This window comes from Psychrobacter sp. CX14 (assembly GCF_057396205.2).
The window spans coordinates 2,291,452-2,312,955 of the sequence record NZ_CM183187.1 but is presented as its reverse complement, the minus strand read 5'-3'; the positions used below and the strand labels follow the sequence as shown (position 1 = coordinate 2,312,955).

General features: G+C 41.9%; 17 protein-coding genes and 1 tRNA gene. 7 read left to right on the top strand and 11 right to left on the bottom strand.

All coding sequences use genetic code 11. The features are described 5' to 3' along the window. Positions 1-150: 150 nt before the first annotated feature. From AC2SLO_RS09055 to pyrC, 4 genes are all read right to left on the bottom strand, one after another. Positions 151-226: transfer RNA gene (locus AC2SLO_RS09055), tRNA-Glu, on the bottom strand. Positions 227-324: 98 nt separating this feature from the next. Next, on the bottom strand, positions 325-513 hold the full coding sequence (locus tag AC2SLO_RS09050) for a hypothetical protein (RefSeq protein ID WP_486540477.1): 189 nt from the start codon (positions 511-513) through the stop codon (positions 325-327). A 107-nt stretch (positions 514-620) separates the two neighbouring features. Continuing rightward, the gene (gene rnt / locus AC2SLO_RS09045) at positions 621-1,364 is read right to left on the bottom strand and encodes a ribonuclease T (RefSeq protein ID WP_486540475.1); all 744 of its coding nucleotides are present in this window, start codon (positions 1,362-1,364) and stop codon (positions 621-623) included. Positions 1,365-1,648: 284 nt separating this feature from the next. After that, a complete protein-coding gene (gene pyrC, locus AC2SLO_RS09040; RefSeq protein ID WP_486540637.1) occupies positions 1,649-2,749 on the bottom strand; it encodes a dihydroorotase in 1,101 nt (366 codons plus the stop codon). A 380-nt stretch (positions 2,750-3,129) separates the two neighbouring features. On the opposite strand from pyrC, the gene AC2SLO_RS09035 reads away from it, so the two are divergent. After that, complete coding sequence (locus tag AC2SLO_RS09035) at positions 3,130-4,368, top strand: argininosuccinate synthase (protein ID WP_486540473.1); 1,239 nt, start codon at positions 3,130-3,132, stop codon at positions 4,366-4,368. A 235-nt stretch (positions 4,369-4,603) separates the two neighbouring features. On the opposite strand, the gene accC is transcribed toward AC2SLO_RS09035, so the two are convergent. From accC to AC2SLO_RS09020, 3 genes are all read right to left on the bottom strand, one after another. Next, a complete protein-coding gene (accC, locus tag AC2SLO_RS09030) occupies positions 4,604-5,959 on the bottom strand; it encodes an acetyl-CoA carboxylase biotin carboxylase subunit (protein WP_486540471.1) in 1,356 nt (451 codons plus the stop codon). A gap of 15 nt (positions 5,960-5,974) precedes the next feature. After that, entirely contained in the window at positions 5,975-6,394 is a 420-nt protein-coding gene (gene accB, locus AC2SLO_RS09025) for an acetyl-CoA carboxylase biotin carboxyl carrier protein (RefSeq protein ID WP_486540469.1), read from the bottom strand. 189 nt (positions 6,395-6,583) lie between these two features. Continuing rightward, entirely contained in the window at positions 6,584-7,957 is a 1,374-nt protein-coding gene (locus AC2SLO_RS09020; RefSeq protein WP_486540467.1) for an MATE family efflux transporter, read from the bottom strand. A gap of 367 nt (positions 7,958-8,324) precedes the next feature. Here AC2SLO_RS09020 and hemW point away from each other — a divergent pair, with 367 nt between their 5' ends. From hemW to AC2SLO_RS08995, 5 genes are all read left to right on the top strand, one after another. Next, positions 8,325-9,605, top strand: a complete 1,281-nt coding sequence (hemW, locus tag AC2SLO_RS09015; protein WP_486540465.1) for a radical SAM family heme chaperone HemW — start codon at positions 8,325-8,327, stop codon at positions 9,603-9,605. 125 nt (positions 9,606-9,730) lie between these two features. Continuing rightward, the gene (gene glpK, locus AC2SLO_RS09010; protein WP_486540463.1) at positions 9,731-11,320 is read left to right on the top strand and encodes a glycerol kinase GlpK; all 1,590 of its coding nucleotides are present in this window, start codon (positions 9,731-9,733) and stop codon (positions 11,318-11,320) included. 234 nt (positions 11,321-11,554) lie between these two features. Next, positions 11,555-12,070, top strand: coding sequence for a hypothetical protein (locus AC2SLO_RS09005; RefSeq protein ID WP_486540461.1), 516 nt, complete (start codon positions 11,555-11,557; stop codon positions 12,068-12,070). A gap of 291 nt (positions 12,071-12,361) precedes the next feature. After that, positions 12,362-13,402 carry an endonuclease/exonuclease/phosphatase family protein gene (locus AC2SLO_RS09000; RefSeq protein ID WP_486540459.1) on the top strand — a complete coding sequence of 347 codons (1,041 nt, stop codon included), beginning with the start codon at positions 12,362-12,364 and terminating at the stop codon, positions 13,400-13,402. Positions 13,403-13,621: 219 nt separating this feature from the next. Then, a complete protein-coding gene (locus AC2SLO_RS08995; RefSeq protein WP_486540457.1) occupies positions 13,622-14,308 on the top strand; it encodes a TetR/AcrR family transcriptional regulator in 687 nt (228 codons plus the stop codon). Between the two features lie 75 nt (positions 14,309-14,383). Here AC2SLO_RS08995 and AC2SLO_RS08990 read toward each other — a convergent pair whose 3' ends face one another. Next, a complete protein-coding gene (locus AC2SLO_RS08990) occupies positions 14,384-16,366 on the bottom strand; it encodes a TonB-dependent receptor plug domain-containing protein (protein WP_486540455.1) in 1,983 nt (660 codons plus the stop codon). Between the two features lie 314 nt (positions 16,367-16,680). Between AC2SLO_RS08990 and AC2SLO_RS08985 the strand changes: the two genes are divergently transcribed. Beyond that, a complete protein-coding gene (locus AC2SLO_RS08985) occupies positions 16,681-18,411 on the top strand; it encodes a mechanosensitive ion channel family protein (RefSeq protein ID WP_486540453.1) in 1,731 nt (576 codons plus the stop codon). A 187-nt stretch (positions 18,412-18,598) separates the two neighbouring features. On the opposite strand, the gene AC2SLO_RS08980 is transcribed toward AC2SLO_RS08985, so the two are convergent. The 3 genes from AC2SLO_RS08980 to trpD form a co-directional block, all read right to left on the bottom strand. Then, positions 18,599-19,333 carry a Smr/MutS family protein gene (locus AC2SLO_RS08980; protein WP_486540451.1) on the bottom strand — a complete coding sequence of 245 codons (735 nt, stop codon included), beginning with the start codon at positions 19,331-19,333 and terminating at the stop codon, positions 18,599-18,601. Positions 19,334-19,459: 126 nt separating this feature from the next. Continuing rightward, positions 19,460-20,317, bottom strand: coding sequence for an indole-3-glycerol phosphate synthase TrpC (gene trpC / locus AC2SLO_RS08975; RefSeq protein WP_486540449.1), 858 nt, complete (start codon positions 20,315-20,317; stop codon positions 19,460-19,462). Between the two features lie 48 nt (positions 20,318-20,365). Then, a complete protein-coding gene (gene trpD / locus AC2SLO_RS08970; protein ID WP_486540447.1) occupies positions 20,366-21,463 on the bottom strand; it encodes an anthranilate phosphoribosyltransferase in 1,098 nt (365 codons plus the stop codon). Between the last annotated feature and the right edge of the window lie 41 nt (positions 21,464-21,504).

Here is a 21,504-nt window from a genome sequence, read left to right as displayed (position 1 = left end):
TATAAGAAAATTACGCTGACACCGTTTATTATGATTATTTTGGTATTTATCATAAAAAATACAAACATAAAAAAAGCCAAACTCAAAGAGTTTGGCTTTTTCGCAAGCAGTTATCAACCGGATAATGCTCATTTAGATATCACAAAATAGTGGTATCCCGTAGGGGATTCGAACCCCTGTTACCGCCGTGAAAGGGCGGGGTCCTAGGCCTCTAGACGAACGGGACACAGACCACTTCAACCGCTTTCACCGTTAATGTTGAAGTGGCGCGTATATTACTCATATTAAATTGATGTGTCAAGACTTTTGTTCAAATTAATATAATTATTTGATGGGTTTATCTGATAATAAGCAGTAGATGCTATTTAGCGGCTTATCTGTCAACAGACAGTGTGGATAGATGATTGGGCGCCGTAAGTGATACCTAATCCATAAGCTGGTAATGAGTGTCATCGATAGTGCTAAGGCCATATAGCCAAATATGGTTACCCAAATGAGTTGAGTAGATTGCATAGTTATTCCTTTAACTGTAATCGCCTTAAAATAAAGCGATATCACGGCAGCGCTTACTGACGCTGCCTATATATGACAGTTATGGAATCGAATCAATCACAATCAGCTTAACTATCATCTTTGTCACTTAACTCTACGCTTGATTGCTCTACAATTATGTTGTCTTCAGGTAAGTTGATGGGCATCATCGAGTAATGATTTAAAATTTTGCAAAAAAGTTCTGCCGTTTTTTGAGTGTCATACAGTGCTGAGTGAGCCTCAGAGCCGTCAAACTCGATACCCGCTGCTCTACAAGCCCGAGCTAATACTGTCTGACCAAAGGCAAGCGCTGAAAAGCTTACGGTATCTAATACTGAGAACTGATGGAACGGGTTATGATTTTTGCTATTGGTACGCTCAATCGCTGCATTTAAGAACGATAGATCGAAATGCGCATTATGCCCAATTAAGATACATTGGCGGCATTCGTTTTCTTTACGAACCGCTTTTAGCTCTTTAAAGATACGACGTAAGGCTGATTTTTCTTCTTCAGCAATGGCCTTACGCATAGGATTATTGGGATCAATTCCAGTAAAGTCGAGCGCGCGCTGCTCTAAGTTAGCACCTTCAAACGGTTCTATATGAGCATTCAGTGGCTCACCTTGATAGAATTTGCCATTGTCGTCCATTAAGATGGGAATACAGGCAATCTCTAGTAGGGCGTCTGTTGCAGCATTAAAGCCAGCGGTCTCGACATCCACCACTACCGGTAAGAATTTACGAAAGCGATCCGCTAATTTAGGCGGCTGCTGTTCCTCATTATCTAGTGAGGTTGAGAGAGGTTGGTTATCGGTTAAATTGTTTTGAGTCATAGAGCACAAGTCACATTTAAAGTAGAGGAATTAATAGTAAAAAGTAGAGGAAGAGTTAGTCAGAAGACTACTAAAGGGTTACGCTATTAACCAAGTTAAGCCAACATTTGCCGTACTTGCGCTCGGTTGTCTTGTAACTATTTTAGACGTCTCTGACTATATCTACCTAACTGTATTAATCTTAATACAAATACAGTATTTAGGTTAAGCAGACCAGAGCAAATTTTAAACGTATTCGATCTAGTCTATAGTGTTAGGCCTTATCATCAATAAATATAGCGTTATTAATCTTTAATCGACCAAGGTAGGCTGTCACCTGCCATAAGCGGTGTTAAGCTTTGTTCATCCATATACGCATAGCTATTTGGGATAGTTATCGGCTTGTTAACCAAGGTAATGGTCGACTCATTGGTTGGTAAGCCATAGAACTGTGCACCAAACTGGCTCGCGAAGCCCTCTAGTCTATCAATCTTACCAACGCTATCAAAAGCAGTCGCATATAAGGGCAGGGCGATAGAAGCGGAATAGCAGCCTGCGCAGCCGCAGGCATTTTCTTTGGCATGAGTGGCATGCGGTGCAGAGTCAGTGCCCAAGAAGAATTTAGGATTGCCACTGGTCGCCACATCAAGCAGCACTTTTTGGTGCTGTTGACGCTTTAAGATTGGTAAGCAGTAAAAGTGCGGCTTAATACCCCCTACCAATAAATCGTTACGGTTAAACAGTAAATGCTGCGGCGTAATTGTCGCGGCAACCAATTCATTCTGTTCAAGTACAAAGTCAGCAGCATCGCCTGTGGTGATATGCTCAACCACCAGTTTTAGCTCTGGGAAGCGTTTGACCATATTGCTTAATACTTGGTCAATAAACTGCTTTTCACGGTCGAAGATATCGACGTGCGAGTCGGTCACTTCGCCATGAATCAATAACGGCATACCATATTGCTGCATCGCTTCAAAGACATGGCTACGGCCACCTAAGTCGGTCACGCCATCTGCCGAATTAGTCGTGGCGCCAGCAGGGTAGAGCTTAACTGCCTGCACGATACCAGACTCAGCCGCTGCTTTAATATCATTCGCGGTTGTTTGATCGGTTAAATAAAGTGTCATACGTGGCTCAAAGCTTTGCTTGAACGCATCTTTTATGTCCGACTGCTCTAGTGCTTGTAGGATACGGTCACGGTACGCACGTGCATCGTCAATATTTTTAACGGGCGGTACAAGGTTTGGCATACACATAACACGGTTAAAGCTTTGCGCAGCGTGTGGTACTGTGGTCTGCAGTGATGCGCCATCACGTAGATGAATGTGCCAGTCATCAGGACGGGCGATGGTAATCTCTGTAAGTTCAGTATTATTTTCGGTGGTTAGCGTTTGGGTATTGCTCATCATAATCAGCCGTTATTCCATAAGTTTGTAAAGTGGGTGAATGGGATAGCGCTCACACATAAGTGTTGCTAAATTTACGGTCTATTAGGCAATATATTCTGCCGTGGATAGATAAAAATCAAATAGGGTAATGATAACAGGTTTTGCGCTTAATTCGGCTGTTGTCATGACTGAGCCACCTAGTTTTCTTGCCTGATTTAACACATATTTGCATGAGGGCTTGCTTTTGTTAGGGGTTCAAATAGTGTAAACTGAAATATTGAATACATTGAGTTATTCGTATGACTGACATACGAGGTTTGGCTTATTAATATCGCACGCAGATACTATTAAGTTTTATTTTATGGGTCGTTAATTTAAATATTATTAAAGGATGCACTATGTCGATAGATAATAAAGAGAATATCAATAAAATCGTTCTGGCATATTCAGGCGGTCTTGATACCTCGATTATTGCGAAATGGCTACAAGACACTTATGACGCTGAAGTTATTACTTTTACGGCAGACATTGGTCAAGGTGAAGAAGTAGAGCCTGCCCGCGCTAAAGCAGAAGCGATGGGTATCAAACATATTCATATTGAAGATTTGCGTGCAGAATTTGCCCGTGATTATGTATTCCCAATGTTCCGCGCTAACGCTATTTATGAAGGCGAGTACTTACTTGGTACTTCTATCGCACGTCCTTTAATCGCCAAACGCTTGGTTGAAATCGCCAAAGAGCATAACGCTGATGCTATCAGCCACGGCGCAACAGGTAAAGGTAACGACCAAGTTAGATTTGAATTAGGTGCTATTGCCCTAGCGCCAGAGGTTAAAACCATCGCGCCTTGGCGTGAGTGGGATTTATCAAGCCGTGAAAGCTTAATGGCTTATGCCAAAGAGCATAACATTTCAATCGATTTTTCTGCCAATAAGAAGAAATCACCTTACTCAATGGATGCCAACTTACTGCACATATCTTATGAGGGTGATATCTTAGAAGATCCATATGCAGAAGCTGAAGATGATATGTGGCGCTGGTCAGTTAGCCCAGAAGAAGCACCAGATACCCCTGAGTATATTGAGCTTGAATACGAAAAAGGTGACATTGTCGCTATCGATGGCGAAAAACTAGAGCCATATGAAGTGATGATTAAGCTGAATGAACTTGGCGGTAAACATGGTATCGGCCGTCTAGATATCGTTGAAAATCGTTACGTTGGTATGAAATCTCGTGGCTGTTATGAAACGCCAGCAGGTACCATTATGCTAAAAGCACACCGCGGTATTGAGTCTTTAACTCTTGACCGTGAAGCGGCTCACCTAAAAGATGAATTGATGCCTCGTTATGCAAAAATCATCTATAACGGTTATTGGTTCAGCCCAGAGCGTCAAATGCTGCAAGCACTAATCGACAAATCACAAGAGTATGTGACGGGTACTGTTCGCGTTAAGCTATACAAAGGTAACGTGAGCGTGGTTGGCCGTAAATCACCTTACTCATTATTTGATGAGAAAATTGCGACTTTTGAAGATGATGCGGGTGCTTATGATCAAAAGGACGCAGAAGGCTTTATTCGGCTAAATGGGTTACGTTTGTCAATTGAGGCAAGCCGTGGCCGTGATCTATCTAAGTAAGTAGTTGTTTAGATCTTAGATAGAAGTCTAACCAGACTGTTTGTCCAATAAAAAAGCAGAAGTAAATTTACTTCTGCTTTTTTATTGGCTTGGTTTTATAACTATAGTCGAAGCCAGATAAAGAGGTACAAGGCAACCGAGTGCAAGTACTACTGTAGTAGGCTAAGCGAGGTTAACACCGTAACTCTTTAGTCTGGCTATGACTATAAATAATTAAAACTGATATTATCCTATGCTACTTTGATTTGATTTTAGGCGGTAATAAAGAATTCTCTAAATAGTGGATATTTTGCGCCTGTGCCACAAATTTAGGATCTTTTAAAATCAAATCTCTATGCAGTGGGATATTGGTCTTGATACCGGCGATAATTAGCTCATCTAACGCTTGTAAGGTCTTCGCAATAGCCTGTTCACGTGTTTGACCGTGGCAGATAAGCTTACCAATTAACGAATCATAGTATGAGGGAATTTCATAACCAGGGTAGAGATGAGAGTCAAAACGCACGCCAGAGCCACTAGGAATAAAATATTGAGTTACTTTACCCGGTGAGGGTGCAAAGGTTTGTGGGTCTTCAGCATTAATACGGCATTCAATCGCGTGACCATGCACACTGATTTCATTTTGGCGATAAGACAGACCATAACCGGCCGCAATCTTTAACTGCTCTACCACCACATCAATACCGGTCACCATTTCAGTTACCGGATGCTCTACTTGAACACGGGTATTCATTTCAATAAAGAAAAACTCGCCATCTTCAAATAAGAATTCAAACGTGCCAGCACCACGGTAGCCAATACGCTCAGACGCTTGTACGCAGGCTTGCAGGATAGGTTCACGAATGTCATCAGGAATATCAGCGGCAGGCGCTTCTTCTAATACCTTTTGATGACGACGCTGTAACGAGCAGTCGCGGTCATATAAGTGGATTGCATTGCCATTACCATCGCCTAAAATTTGTACCTCGATATGGCGCGGGTTTTGTAAATAGCGCTCCATATAAACGCTGTCATCCCCAAACCAAAGCTCTGCTTCTTGCTTGGCGGCTTGTACTTGCTCGTTGAGCTGATCAAAACGCTCAACAATACGCATACCACGGCCACCACCACCGGCGGCGGCTTTAATCAATAGCGGAAAGCCGATATTTTTGGCCTGTTCTTCAGCATTATTCAAAGTGACAGTACCGATTGAACCGGGAACAGTTGGCACGCCGGCTTGCTTCATGGCATTAATGGCAGAGACTTTATTACCCATTAAACGAATATGATCGGGGTGTGGGCCGACAAAGGTAATCCCTGCTTCTTCAATATTTTCAGCGAATTCAGCGTTTTCGGATAAAAAGCCATAGCCTGGATGAATAGCGTCACTACCTGTAATTTCAGCAGCGGTAATAATAGCGCCTGTATTGAGATAGCTTTGATTGGCATTGGGTTTGCCAATACAAATGGCCTCATCTACAAAGCGCAGATGCATAAGGTCTTCATCGGCAGTCGAGTAGACGCCAACAGTTTTGATGCCGAGCTGCTTGCAGGCACGCACGATGCGTAGAGCAATTTCGCCGCGATTGGCGATAAGCAGTTTTTTTATCATCAAGGTGCCTATATTTTAGCTTCTATAACGGATAACAGGTTGTCCAAACTGAACAACATCGCCATTCTCAACCAAAATAGCATCGATAATGCCACTTTGAGTCGCTTCTAATGGGTTCATGATTTTCATCGCCTCGATAATACCTAAGGTATCACCCGCTTGAACCTTTTGACCAGGTGCCACAAATGGCGGGTCATTTGGGCTTGGTGCTGCATAGAATACGCCAACCATTGGTGAGGTTTCAACACTACCAGGATGTACAGCTTCTGCTGCAGGCTCTGTCATATAAGCGGGATTCGCTGCTACCATTGGCGGCAGTGGGGTATTGTAATGGCGCGTTAGGCTAACACTGTCGTCACCCGTCTTGACCTCGATATTGACGAGGTCCTTTTCTTCCATTAGCTCAATGAGCGTACGTATTTTATCAATGTCCATACGATTGCCTATAAAGGGTATTATTATAATATTCAGTATATTGTAACAAATTTTATCGCATCTGATGAGTCACAAATGATGCTTTTCAGTGTAAATGTCAATTAAATATCAAAGCGCACTGTTAATCGGATTGTAAGTCCGTTAATGGTTGCTATATAAGTAGCTTATTTAAGTGTGTAAGCGCTATTGCTATCGCTGACTTTTAATATCAAGTACCTGACGTTGTCGATAATTTAAGCGTAGTGTCAGCAAAATAGAGGACAAGGTCAAGCCGGTAACCAGTGCAATCCAAAAGCCTTTTGCGCCAGTATCGGTAAATCTTACAAGATAAGTGCCTAATGGCAAGGCAACCAACCAATAACAGAACAGGGTAATCCACATTGGCACTTGCGTGTCTTGCATACCGCGTAAAATACCAGCGATATTTACCTGCCAGCCATCTACTAACTGATAGGCAATGGCAAATAACAGTAAGAACATAGCTTGTGCCTTGACCGCGGGATTATCTGTAAACGCTTCTGCTAAGTTTTCACGGAATAGCCAAACGCCAAGCATACTACATAAGGCAATCGCCACTGTCCAGATAAGCCCCGTACGCTGAACTTGTTGTAATGCAAGCCAATTTTGCTCGCCATAGCGATTAGATACCATAATTGTGAGAGCCATTGCAACCGACATCGGAATCATGAACAGCTGTGAGGTAACCGCTAAGGCCACCTGATGCGATGCCACTGCAATTTCACCGAGTGGACTAATCACAATAGATGCCAAACTAAACAAACTGGCCTCAAAGAAAATCGAGATACCAATGGGCACGCCTAATTTAAATAGCTTACCAATTTGTTGGCGATTAGGGCGAGCAAAGTTATAGAAAAACCGCGTTTCATTAAAAGACTGATGCTTTGAGAAGTACAAATAAATGGCCAGTAAAATAACATTCGACCACAGTACACAAGCCGTCGCAAGGCCACAACCGGCGCCGCCCAATTCTGGCAGACCAAATAAACCATGAATAAAAATATAGTTAATGGGGATGTTAATCAGTAAACCGATGATACTAATAATGGTGACCGGCTCTGGTCGACCTAACGCTTCACAGTAGCTGCGCAGTACCGCATAGCAAGCAATGGCAGGAAAGCCCCAAGCCACAAAACGTAAGTATTGACCAGCTTTAGGTTGAATGTTATCGGGAACGCCCATCATTCCTAAAATATTGGGCGTTAGTGACACCACGATAAGGCCAATTAGCCCGATACCCAATGCCGCCCACAACGATTGCTGAGTAATATGCGGGACATGATGCGGTGCTTTCTGACCTATTTTCTCGCCAATAAGCGGTGTGGTAGCAATCAAAATACCCGTCGCTAACAAGAATAACGGCAGCCAGATACCGGAGCCGATAGACACTGCCGCTAAGTCTAATGCCGATACGCTACCTGCCATGATGGCATCGACCACGCCCAAAGCTGCTTGGCAAAACTGAGTAATTAATATGGGTAATACTAACGTGCCAAGACGTACGCTGTGCTGCTTGAAGTCAGTAAATGAAAGATTTGGGAGCATAAGCAAACTTCTAAATAATAAGCAAAATAACCTGCCTATAGGCAGGTTATTGATGACGCTAAAACGGCGTTATCATTTTAAATAACAGAAGATTAATCTATTGCTAATATCGCTTTTTATAGACTTTTTTAGGATGCGATAGCCTTATTATAAAAAATGACAAAAGCTATTTTACACAAAGTGGGTGACAAATTTATAAAATTCATCTTACATAAATGCTAGTGAAACGTTAAAAAATCTATCATCTAAGCAATGAGCACGTATAATAAGTGTGCCCTATATTTCTGGCTATATTTTGAGATTTTATTCAACAAAAATAAAGGCGTGACTATAACATTATCTGCCTGCGAGTATAAGACCTATCTTTATGTCCTCTTTGATTGATTCAGCCCATATCCCTCTGGCTCTCTATATCCATATTCCATGGTGTGTCAAAAAATGCCCGTATTGTGATTTTAATTCACATACTCTGCCGGTGGCTGATTCTGCTGGCATCTATAATAATAGCGAGCCGACAATTGATTATTTTGCTGAATATGTCGATGCCTTAATCAAAGATATTGATGCCCAGCTGCCCTTCATTCAGCAGCGTGAGATAAGCTCTATTTTCATTGGTGGGGGTACGCCTTCTTTATTGCCGATACAGCAATATAAGCGCCTGTTTGCTCATTTAAAAAAGGTACTACCGTTAGCGGATGATATTGAAGTGACCATGGAGGCAAATCCGGGGACTTTAGAGTATGCTCCCTTTGAGGAGTATCTAGACGTTGGGATTAATCGGCTGTCTATTGGGGTGCAAAGCTTCTCTGATGAGAAGCTAAAAGCATTGGGACGTATTCATAATGCTAATCAGGCGATGTCAGCGACTAAAGCGGCCATTAAAGCAGGTTTTAAGCGGATTAATATTGACCTAATGCATGGTCTACCTAATCAATCGGTAGAGGAGGCGCTGCAAGATATAACGCTTGCGCATCAGGCAGGGGCGACGCATATTTCTTGGTATCAGCTAACGATTGAACCCAATACCGTGTTTTATAGGAATACGCCTGTGTTGCCCGATGATGATAATCTGGCAGACATTGAAGAGCAGGGCAGTGCGCTATTAAAAGAGCTTGGCTATCGTAATTATGAAGTATCGGCTTGGGTCGGCGCCTCTGATAAAGGCTCACGTCATAATATTAACTATTGGCAATTTGGTGATTATTTGGCCATTGGTGCTGGCGCGCATGGCAAAATCACAGTTACTAATTTGGATGGTATTGTATTAGACGGTATTGTATTAGATAGGCAAGAGGATATGATTGAAGCAAGTGATACTGACGATAAGCTGCTCCCGAGCATTTATCGCTTTAGTAAGACCCGATTGCCCAAAGACTATGTGAATTATCGGCATCACCCTAAGACAGTGGGCTTTAATCTTATCGCAGCTGATGAGCTGGTAGGCGAGTTTATGCTCAATGTGCTACGCTTAACCGATGGGGTGCCGCTGAGTATGTATAGCGAGCGTACAGGGCGAGCAGTTGGCGAGATATTACCGACAATTCATAAGCTGCAAGCCCAAGGCTTATTGGTAGAGGATAAAGATTGGATAGCCCCTACACAGCTGGGTCGGCGTTATTTAAATCAAGTGCTGCAAGCATTCTTGTAGGACAATTTAGTCGCTGTACTTCAAGCTTTGATTTATTAGCATAGGCTTTGTTATTCGATTATTATCTGATTTTGAGAGTTTTGTATTAATTCATGGTTTATTTATTGGTTATAAGGAGATAGCGTATGGCAGGGTATGTATTAGCATTGGACCAAGGAACGACCTCAAGCCGTGCCATTATCTATGACGATAGAGCGCGCCCCATACAAATATCCCAAAAGCCGACCCAATTAAATACGCCAAAAGCGGGTTATGTTGAACAAGATGCCATGCAAATTTGGCACACTCAGCTTAGTTGCGCACATGATGCGATTAACCGTGCTGGGTTGTTGGCGATTGAAATATCAAGCATTGCGATTACCAATCAACGTGAGTCCATTGTTATTTGGGATAAGAAAACCGGTAAACCGCTAGCGCCAGCGATTATTTGGCAAGATAGACGCTCTGATAAGTGGTGCCAGAATCTACAAAAACAGCAGCTAGATGATTCTAATATCAGTATGCAAGAGCGTGTACAGTCGATTACTGGTTTGCGTCTGGATCCTTATTTTAGTGCCAGTAAAATCGTTTGGATGCTTGAAAACCATCCCGAACTGCGTAGCCGTGCTCAGCGCGGGGAGGTCTCAGTAGGTACAATTGATAGTTGGCTCATGTATAACTTAACTGGCGGTGAGCATGTGATTGATATCACTAACGCTTCGCGTACCTTGATATATGATATTAATAAACTTGAATGGTCAGCTAACTTATTAAATAAATTCGAGATACCCAAGCAAATACTGCCAAAAGTGCTGCCCTCTGATGGCGAATTTGGCAAGACCAGAAAAGGACTGTTTGCTAAACAGATTCCTATTCATGCGGTATTGGGTGATCAGCAAGCCGCTATGTTTGGGCAAGGTTGTGTGTCAGAGGGGATGGCAAAAAACACCTATGGCACCGGCTGTTTTATGCTGATGAACATCGGCTCAGAGGTTCAGTTAAGTCAGCATCATTTATTAACCACAGTTGGTTGGCAGCGCCGTCTGGGCTCAGCTCAACCTATCAATAATCCTATTGAGCATCCGTCATTATCTAAACTGGTTGAGTCAGGAAAACGCATGCTAGTGCCAAGTAAGCGCGAAGTCACCTATGCGTTAGAGGGTAGTGTGTTTATGGCAGGTGCAATCGTGCAATGGCTGCGTGATAATTTGGGTATCATTCAAAAAACAGAAGATATTGAAGCACTTGCCAATCAGGTAGAGGACAGCGAGGGCGTGGTATTAGTGCCTGCATTTACTGGACTTGCTGCCCCGTACTGGCGCTCAGACATCACTGCGAGTATCTCTGGTATGACGCGCGGCACCACTAAAGCGCATATTGCTCGCGCAGCATTAGAGTCGATAGCGTTTCAGGTTTATGATGTGTTGGGTGCGATGCAAAAGGATAGCCCTACGCCATTAACTGAGTTAAGAGTCGATGGCGGTGCATCAAATAACAATCTATTGATGCAGTTTCAGGCAGATTTGTTGGGTGTACCGGTACTGCGTCCGCAAGATACAGAGATTACTGCCAAAGGCGTGGCATTGTTGGCAGGTATAAAAAGTGGACTGTATGATGAGAGCACCATCAACGACTCTTGGCGACTGGATAAGGCATTTGAACCAAGTATGTCTCAATCGGATCGAGAGCAGCATTTAGAAAAATGGCATACAGCTATTAAAAAGACATTGAATTAATAAAGTCAGTTTATAGCTAAAAGATAAGCTTTAGATGGATAAACCAATTGATGATACAAAGCGTTACCTAATCCTATAAATCAAATCATATGCTTTACATCTGTCCACTATTACTCTCGTAAGCACAGCCTATATACTAAAAATGAAGCTAGCAAAAAGCATCCGACTTTAGATGCTTTTTATTCATTCATAACATAATAAATACATTATTATAAATAGTAGAAGGATGACATTATGAGTAATCGTGACCACATCGATGGCAAAGTTGTTAAAGAGATGTCGAAGGAGACCAGAGATGATTTAAATGCTGACCCCATCACTGGTAACCCAGGCTCGCATCCTATCGGTACGACGGCCGTCGGTTTAGGCGGTGCAGCAGCAGGTGCAGCGATTGGCTCAATGGCTGGACCATTAGGTACTCTAATTGGCGGTGCAGTGGGTGCTATCGTTGGCGGCGGTGCAGGTCATGCTTCAGCTGAAGCGTTAAACCCAACGCATGAAGAAGAATACTGGCGTGCTCAATATGCCAATGCTGAATATTTTAAAGCCGATCATGATTTTGACCGTGATTATCATCCGGCTTATGCGGTTGGCTATGCAAATCGTCACCGTTATCCAGAAGGCGCACGCTTTGAAGACTATGAAGCAGATTTGAAGCATTCTTGGGAGCAAGTAAAAGGTGATTCTCGCTTAACGTGGGCAGATGCACGTCCTGCAGCGCATGATGCTTGGCAACGTGTTAGCCGCTAATAATTAGTAAGAAGCTTTTGTTAAGTTTTTTATAAATAGCTTTAATCTAGTTGCTTACCAAGACCGAGAAGTTGATCAACCAATCAAGAAGGAGTGCTCATCAAATGAGCACTCCTTTTTTACGGTTCTAAATACCATGTATGCGAAAATAATATCATTGCGCAAAGAGTGATACAGTATCTAATTGCATGGAAAAAGACTCAGAGACCGTTATTATAATAAAATGAGACTGACGATTGATTTACCTGGCTAGACAGAGCCAGTCGCTTAACCAGACACTAAGGATAAATAATGGCTTATCACAATAAGAATAATCAAGATAAAACTTTTTATATCGCCACTAGCAATCTTTTGAATTTAGCACTGCCTAATCGAGTGGTATATAACAATATGGACCCTTATACCGATGAGGTCTATCAAAAGAAGCTGGCAGGTTTACAAGAGTTGTTAAAGCACGCTAAGGCAGATGTTTTCGCATTTCAAGAAGTGTGGGATGAAAAAGCATTGCAAGACTTAGCCGGACGTCTAGGGTTTGAACATGCTCAAGTATTAGCACCTATGGCAAGTAATGATGCCTCTAGTAAATGGACAGCGGGCAAAGGTGCTCAAGGTACGCCAGCTGTGGGTATTATTTCAAAGTTTAAGGTGATTGATTGGCAGCTACTGACAGACTTTAATCCATTAGCGGTGGTCGATATCCCGGATCAAGGATTATATAAGGCCTTTAACCGTCAGCCCTTGGTTGTAACCCTTGATGTCTTCGGTCAACCCATTACGGTCATTACCGCACATCTGAAAAGCAAACGTCCACAATATTTACGTGATGAAGAGGGCAATCGTTTAGAGGATTATGATGATCCTATGGTCAGGGTACGGGCAAAATTGAGAAGCCTGTATATGCGTGCTGCAGAAGCCGCTGCACTCAGACTGTTTATGATAGATAAGCTGTACCATACCCGTCATCCGATTATATTGCTTGGCGATATGAACGATGTCACCGATAGTGTGACCACTCAGCTTTTGGCAGAGACCAGTGAGGTGATTTATGATAAATCCATGCGCGATGTGGCTTTGTTTGATGCTGCACGGGTACAAACCAGTTATGGTTGGATGAAAGATGTGGCGTATACTCATCTATATCAAGGTATGCCAGAGATCATAGACCAGCTTTTTGTTTCAGAGGAGTTCTTGGTCGATGGTAAGTTCTCTATCGGAGAGGTGGAACGCGTTGATTATTTCAACGATCATCTAAAGCGTGATTATGATGATCGTTACTCTGACCATGGTATTGTACGAGCCAAAATTAAATTAAAAGACGAAATTAAAAGTTGATATTAAGTTCTGAATGGTATTAACAGTAGGATAAATGGTATAACTATTAACTACAAATTAAGTTACAATGGTAACATAACTAAAGAATAAAAACTTTATAGAAGGTATTTGTTAATCAAAAGAAGTAAGCTTTATTAGTAACACAAACGGATATGATTGCTTTGCCGTTATTATAAATACCTAAAGCTGTATTCATCGACAATATATTAAGAGTTTATTATGTTAGATCGACACGATGACTTAATCAATGATATTCTGGTTGATTCTGACTTAGCCAAATTAATTGTGCCTAACAAATTTAAGCATACTAGTAAGCAAGGTCGGGCCCGCCGTCAGAAATTGTTGATGGGTGCAAAAAAGCTTAGTGAATCTAAGCGTATTCAGGATATCACACTAGCTGAGGTTTGCGAAGAGGCCGGCATACCTAGGGCATCCGCTTATCATTTCTTTCCTAATGTGGAATCCATATTTTTGGCGCTGCGTTTCTTAAATTATATGGAAACCTATAATACGCTTGAGAAAATGGATATCACGCCTTATAAGCGTTGGCAAGATGCCTTAGCAGCTGTGTTAAGGCAGTCTGTCGTTCTATTTAATTCTGACATCACCAAAAATAAGCTGATGTATGGCTCAAACACTCCTGACTTTGATGGTGATGAGTATGGTGGGAAGGTAGATAGGCAGATGGCGGCATTGATTGTTCGTAAGTTCTCTGCTAAGTTTTCGATGACGCGATTTCACTATATAGAAGATCAGTTTCTAATTACCTATCACATTTCGCACAGTATCTTCGCTTTGTCATTTAGACAGTATGGCCGTATAACAGAAGATATGTTAGAGGAAGCAACCAAAGCAGCGATTGCATATCTGCGCTGTTATCTACCTGAGAATTTACCCCGTAAATAGCCGTTTATATGCGTATCAATACAAAAGCCACTCAATTTGAGTGGCTTTTTTTATGGACAATCAGCGCTATATCCATTATTTCCAGGTATAGGTCAATGAAGTAAAGAAGTTGGTACCATCGTCTGTACTATAGCCAGGCGAGGTCACGTATTTTTTATTGAATACGTTGTTTAAACGCGCTGACATCGATAACGCAGGTGTTAACTGATAATTACCGCTAATATTCACTAAGTTATAGTCATCAACTTTGGTGCTATTACCTGAATAATAATAATAGTCATCAATATATTGATACTCTGCACGAATATCTAAATCAGCTAACTGATAGCCTACATAGACCATCCCTTTATTTTTAGGGCGTATAGGTAAGTAAGTACTATCCTTTTCTCGACCACCATCATTTTTGGCATCTTGATAGTCATAACTTAGACCAAATAAGTAATCATTAATGTTCCAGTCAGAGGTTAAGCTAATACCTTTAATCTTTGCTTCTTCAATATTTATGTTTTTACCATATTTATATTCAGGAGTTTTAATTCCGTCACTAGCAATTAAGTCTTCAACCTCATTTTGATAGGCGGTTAGTCGCGTCATTTGCTGTGGCGTATTATATTCTAAAAATGCTTCATAATTATCACTGGTTTCAGGATCTAAGTCTGGGTTGCTACCCCAACTCTTTGGACCATATAGATCATTAAATGTTGGAACGCGGTAGCCTTTAGCATAATTAACACCGGCACGAAGCTGCGGCGTAAAGTTATAAGCAGCACCTAAGTTATAAGTGGTTTCGCTATCAAAATCTGAATAATCGTCATAACGTACATTAGCCTGAGCATCAATATTGTTATATGAGGCTAGATAACCTAAGAAACCACTGGTTACTTTGCGGTCATTTGCATCATACACATTAGAATCAAGCTTTTGTTTCAAATACTCTGCGCCATAAATTGCTTTACCAACTGGTAATTTATAACTGCCGATAAAGTCAATTTGCTGTTGCTTAGTATCATATTCACTTGGATTGCCAATATGTGCTTCAGTTTCATAGGTAGAAGACTTATCAACGCTATAACCATAGGATAGTTTGGCATCATATTGATCTGTAGCGTATTGAGCATATACCGTAGCAGCCCCATTCTTCTGATCTGCATAAGAGTTATCTAGAGCAGGTGAGACTAATTCATAGGTATCCCAGTTGTACTCATCTGCTGAATCAATATCAGTAGTAGAATCTGAGTATAGGCCACTCACACCTAGGGTAAGTTCATTATTAATTCTTTGTTTTAGAGAGAGGCTATAGTTATCACTATCAAAGCCATCATCGTCTTTGTTATAGCCATATCCACCTGGTAAAACATTACTATAACCTTTGGTCTCATTATGGCTTGCTGACAAGCTTAAGCTGGTTCCACTATCGTTACGCATTTGTGCAGTAGCACCATAAAGGTAATGATCGTGATTACCGGCACCTGCAGTAACAGAGAACTGATTTTGTTCAATATTCTGGCCTTTGGTAAAGATTTGAATCACACCGCCGACAGCATCTGCACCATAGATACTAGAGCCTGAGGCACCATAAAGCACTTCAATGCGATCAATATGTTCTGCTGGTAATAAGTTTAGTGTTGCACCGCCTGCACTGAGTGAGCTATAGCGGACGCCATCAATCAATACTAAAATACTTTTATTGTCATAGCCACGCAGGTAGAAGTTTCCTCCTGTTCCCATACCGCCGTACGTGAACTGAGCAAAACCTGGCTGACGTTTGATAACATCAAGAGCGCTTTGACCTTTGTAGGTATTTAGCTGTTGGCTATCAATAACACGTACCTGAGCGACTGTATTATTAATGGCAGTCGGTGTACGAGTCGCAGTGACCACAATTTCGGGTAGGGTAACGGTACGCTCACCATTAACGGGGTCGATAGCGGCTAGTGCTGGGCTACAAATAACAGCTGAGGTTAATAGGGCTAATGATTTTTTGTTCAGCATGGATTTGTTGCCTGTTAAGCTGGCGATTAATAAGCTTTTGTACAAAGTGCTATACGGGGTATTCATGGTCTGGCCTAAGTTAATAATATTAAATAAAAAGGGTACTGATAAACACAGTGGGTTAACAAAGCTATTATCGCTTAAATATTTTTTAAATAAAACTCATTTAAACGATTTATACTCAGGGTATCCTTAGTTATATTCATCTTACTGCATTATACAGACAATAATTAAAAAGTATCGTGAGAAGTTAAATTGTAAGTAAGTTTACATTATAAATATTAAGATTTGCTAAAGTCTTGTTACCTAGCAAACTCGTGCTAAAATTAGCGACTGTATTTTATAAACTTAATAATTAATACTGTCTTAGGCTGTCAAAGATGCTCACCTCCAAACAAACTGCTTGTCCTGATTTATCCCCGTCTTCATCCTCTATAAACCAACGGACTGGTGTGAGGAAGGAAGTAGGTAAAGAACAGTTTAGGCCAGATGCCGCTAGATATATCATGTTGATTGTTGGGCTAGTGTTGGCACTATTCTTGTCATTGGGTGCGCAGGCAGCTGATCCAGATACGCCTTCTACAGCAGAAGCCTCTGCCGAAGAAGTCAGTATTGACCCCTTTGGTCGTCAGACACCGCGTAGTACAGTACAGGGCTTTATCAAAGCATTATCGGAGAATAACTCATCACTGGCAGCCAATTATCTTAATTTAAATGCTGGCGAGAATCCTGTTGAGATTGTGCGTCAAGTTAAGCTTGCCCTTGATACCGGCGGACGTCTGAATGCCGAGCTTCAAATTAGTAATGTACCTACCGGTAATTTAGCGGATCAATTGCCGGCTATTTTAGAAAAGGTAGGTACGATTACCGCAGGTGATCACGTTATTGATATTTTGCTGGTACGTAAGACAGCCAGTAATGGAGGACAATACTGGCAGATATCAGCTGAAACCATTCAATCGATTAAGAGTACTGATTTTTCTCAAACAACTTCTATTATCGATCGGTACACGCTAGATCCTTTAAAAGACAAAATGGTCAGCGGTTATAACCTCGCTGATGTGTTTGCGGTATTCTTATTGGCGATATTTTGTATCATCGTCTCCTACCTTGTTTTTGGTGTCATTTACCTGCTGCTCAAAATCTACTATCCAAAGGTGCGTAATAAGCCGCTACCAGTAGATGCCAAGTTTATATTACCGTTAGCATTGGTGATGACATCGCTCATTTTATATGAAGTGATGGTCTATGCAGGGGTATCGGTGACGGTACGTGAGCCGGTCAACCGTATTAAAGATATCGTCGGTTGGTTTGCATCAACGTGGTTATTGTTGCGCGTTATCGATGCTATCTTCAGCCGAGCTGAGCGTCAAAGCTATAAGCGCAATCAAACTGAGCGGGTATCTATTCTTAGCCTGTTACATAAGATTGTTAAGGCGCTGCTACTCATATTAGCGTCAATATTTATCTTCGGTAACTTAGGATTTGATTTAACCACGGGTATCGCAGCACTGGGTGTGGGTGGTTTGGCATTAGCCCTTGGTGCGCAAAAAATGATTGAGAACTTAGTCGGTAGTGTGGTGGTGGTTGCAGACCAGCCGGTACGCGTTGGCGACTATTGTAAGTTCGGTGATCTTGAAGGCACGGTTATTGATATCGGTATTCGCTCGACCCGAGTACGTACTTTAAACCGTACAATCGTGACCGTGCCAAACGGTGACTTCTCATCGATGTCTATCGAGAACTTTGCGTCACGTGATATGTTCCATTTTTTACATAACTTTTATATCAAGCGAAATGTAGATGCGGAAACATTAGAAAGTTTCCTAAAAGGAATGAATGAATTCGTTGTGGCGCATGAATACAGCAACTCAGAGTGGAACCAAGTGCGCATCGCTGAGATACGTCAAGACTGTCTGATAATTGAAGTTCGAACCTATATGTATGTGACCAATGGCGCTTCTGAGTTTTACGATAAGCAGTCGCAGCTGATTATTGATCTCTTAAAAGAGATGGAGAAATATCCAATCGAGCATGCACTACCAACACAGAAGATGGTGTTAGAAACAGAAAGTCCGTTAAAAGAGCCAGAGCAAGTATCAGAGGCTTAAATTTCTATATTGCTTCACATCTATTATGACGCATTAGTAAAAGCGTTCATGACAAGACATAATGGTAAGATAAATAAACAGGCCACCTCATGAACTTATGAGGTGGCCTGTTTATTCTTAATTGATTTCTTATCTACTTACTACTTAATAAATCAAAGTGGTAGGGAAGAGTAGGTTTGACTCTAACTCATGAGGCGTTATCCGGTTTGTTCTTTTTCAATAAAACCAATACCGCACCATTACCACCATCTTTGGGCGGAGCAGAAACAAAGCCCAATACTTCCGGTAATTGACGTAGCCAACCATTCACACAAGTTTTTAGTACCGCGTCAGTACCTTTACCATGAACGATTTTTACCACATTTTCATTGTTCTTTTTAGCCTGAGCAATCAGGGTGGTCATTGCTTCACGTGCTTCATCGATAGTGCAGCCATGGATATCTACCGCATCATACCAGCGCAGCTTACCTTGCTTAAGTTGAGTAAATACTTTGTTTTGTAGAGAGGGGGTTTTATAAGTCAGATAAGCATCACCGCTTACTGGGTTTAGAAGCGCTTGCATATCTGACAAGCCAGCCTCTAATGATTCAGACTCTGCGCCTTGTGCTGCTGCACGTTTAGATAGAGTGGAGGCATTAGGTTTGGTGACTTTTGGCTTAGCTACATCGGAGATAGTATTGTTATCTTCAATGGGGGTAACGCCCGCCATTGCCTGCATAAACAGTACTTTGTCATCATCGATGTGTTCGCTGTCTAGCTGCTTAACCGTTTTCTCTACTTGCTTTTTGGTCGGTAGCGCAACAGGATCAGTCGGTTTTTCATTTTCAGGGTCATTAGGTGACGTTGCACGACCTTTGCTTAATTCGCCTTTGAGCTCTTTAAGCTGTTCTTGCATCTCTTTTGAAAATAATGATTTAGCCATAATATGTACCGCGTTATTTGAATGAATTTAAAAGTAAAAATGTAAGTTTTGATAATCGGCTGTGAAGATAATGAGAAATGCTAAAAATAGCAAAGTTACCCTTATCGCTGCTCATTAATATTAACCTTATGATAAAGAGTCTAGCAGGCTAGCGAGTGTATCACCAGGGCGCTCAGTTTTCATGAACTGCTCACCAATTAAAAAGCAGCTGATTTGATTATTGAGCATAAGCTGCATGTCTTCTGTGCTATGAATCCCGCTTTCTGTGACCAACAACTGAGGTTTGGTATCCGCAGCTGTTTGATTATCAATAAAGGCTTTTAGGGTTATTGAGGTATGCAGGTCAGTATTAAAGGTATTGAGATCGCGATTATTAATACCGTAGATATTGTGCTTCGATTCAGGAAGCGCTAAGGCTCGCTCAAGCTCTGATTGGGTATGCACTTCAATCAATACATCTATGTCCAGCTCACAGGCAATACGATGCAGCTCATGTAGCGTCTCGTCATCTAAACAGGCCACAATCAATAAGATACAGTCGGCACCCATCAGATATGACTCATAGATTTGATAGACATCAATCATAAAATCTTTACGCAGTACTGGTAGGGCACAAGCTGATTTGGCTTGTTCTAAATACTGCGGATGACCTTGGAAATATTGCTCATCCGTCAATACCGACAAGCAAGCAGCGCCGGCTTGTTCGTACTGCTTTGCAATCTCACTTGGATTAAAGTTAGTGCTGATAATACCTTTAGAGGGCGAGGCTTTTTTAATTTCGGCAATAATGCCTGGTTTGCCTACCTGCTGCTTATTGAGCAGTGCTTGAGCGAAGCCGCGACGTGGGGCACTTTTTGCAGCAAACAGTTGTTCTGCTTCTGCCTTGATAGTCGCCAAGTCTTTATTACCTTTAGCGGCGGCTACCTCCGACTCTTTGGTCAGGACTATTTTCTTCAAAATTGATGGAATAGCATCATGGGTCATAGTGTTCTCGTATATCAATAATGGGGTTGTGCCAGTCAGACTAGACACTTAAGCCTTTAAAGACTGGGTATAAGCCGCCAACTCATTCATTTTTTGCAATGCTTTGCCGCTACGAATAATGGTTTGTGCTTGGCTTACCCCATTAGGGAAGTTGCTAGCAAGTCCGGCCACATAAATGGCGGCACCGGCATTAAGCGCAATCATATCACGCGCTTTATCCACTTTTGCTTGAGTGCTCTCCTCGCCAGATAAAGCTGCTTGGATAAGCTCAAGACTTTGTGCAGAAGAGTCCACGCTTAATCCGACCAATGTTTGTGATTTGACACCAACATCTTCAGGAAAAAGGTCATAAACGGTTACTTCACCATCTTTTAGTTCGGCAATCTTGGTACTGGTTGCTAGACTAATTTCATCTAAGCCATCTTTAGAACCAACGACTAATACATGGTCTGCGCCTAGATTTTTAAGCACATGTGCCAATGGCTCGCACAAAGTATCTGTAAAGACACCGATAATCGAGCTTTTCACGCCGGCAGGGTTAGTTAGAGGGCCTAAAATGTTGAAGATAGTGCGAATCTTTAATGCACGGCGTACAGGGATGGCATACTTCATTGCCGGATGGTGATTGGGTGCAAATAAGAAACCGATTTTTTGATTTTCAATGCATAGCTTGGCTTGTTCTGGAGTAATGCTCAAATGAATACCGGCTTGCTCTAATAAGTCTGAGCTACCCGATTTTGAGGATACGCCGCGGTTGCCATGCTTAGCGACATGTGCGCCTGCGGCGGCTGCGACAAAGGCTGAAGCAGTAGAGACGTTAAATAAGTTGCTACCATCACCGCCGGTACCCACGATATCAACTAAATTACGGCAGCCTTCAAGCTCGATTTTACTGGCAAAATCTAACATGACTCTAGCTGAAGCGGTAATCTCGTCGATTGACTCACTCTTCATGTTAAGACCAGTCAAGATAGCACCCATCATAGCGTCAGGGCATTTGCCATCCATAATCACGGTCATCACTTCTCGCATCTCTTTTTGAGTCAAATCAATACGTTTAATAATGCGGCCAAGTGCGGTGATTAATAGATCGTGGATTTGTTCGTCGGTCATATTAGCCGTAGAGAAAGGAGCAGTGTTTGTCATAGGTTTTATAACTGTATTGTTGGTTTAAGGAATAAAAAATA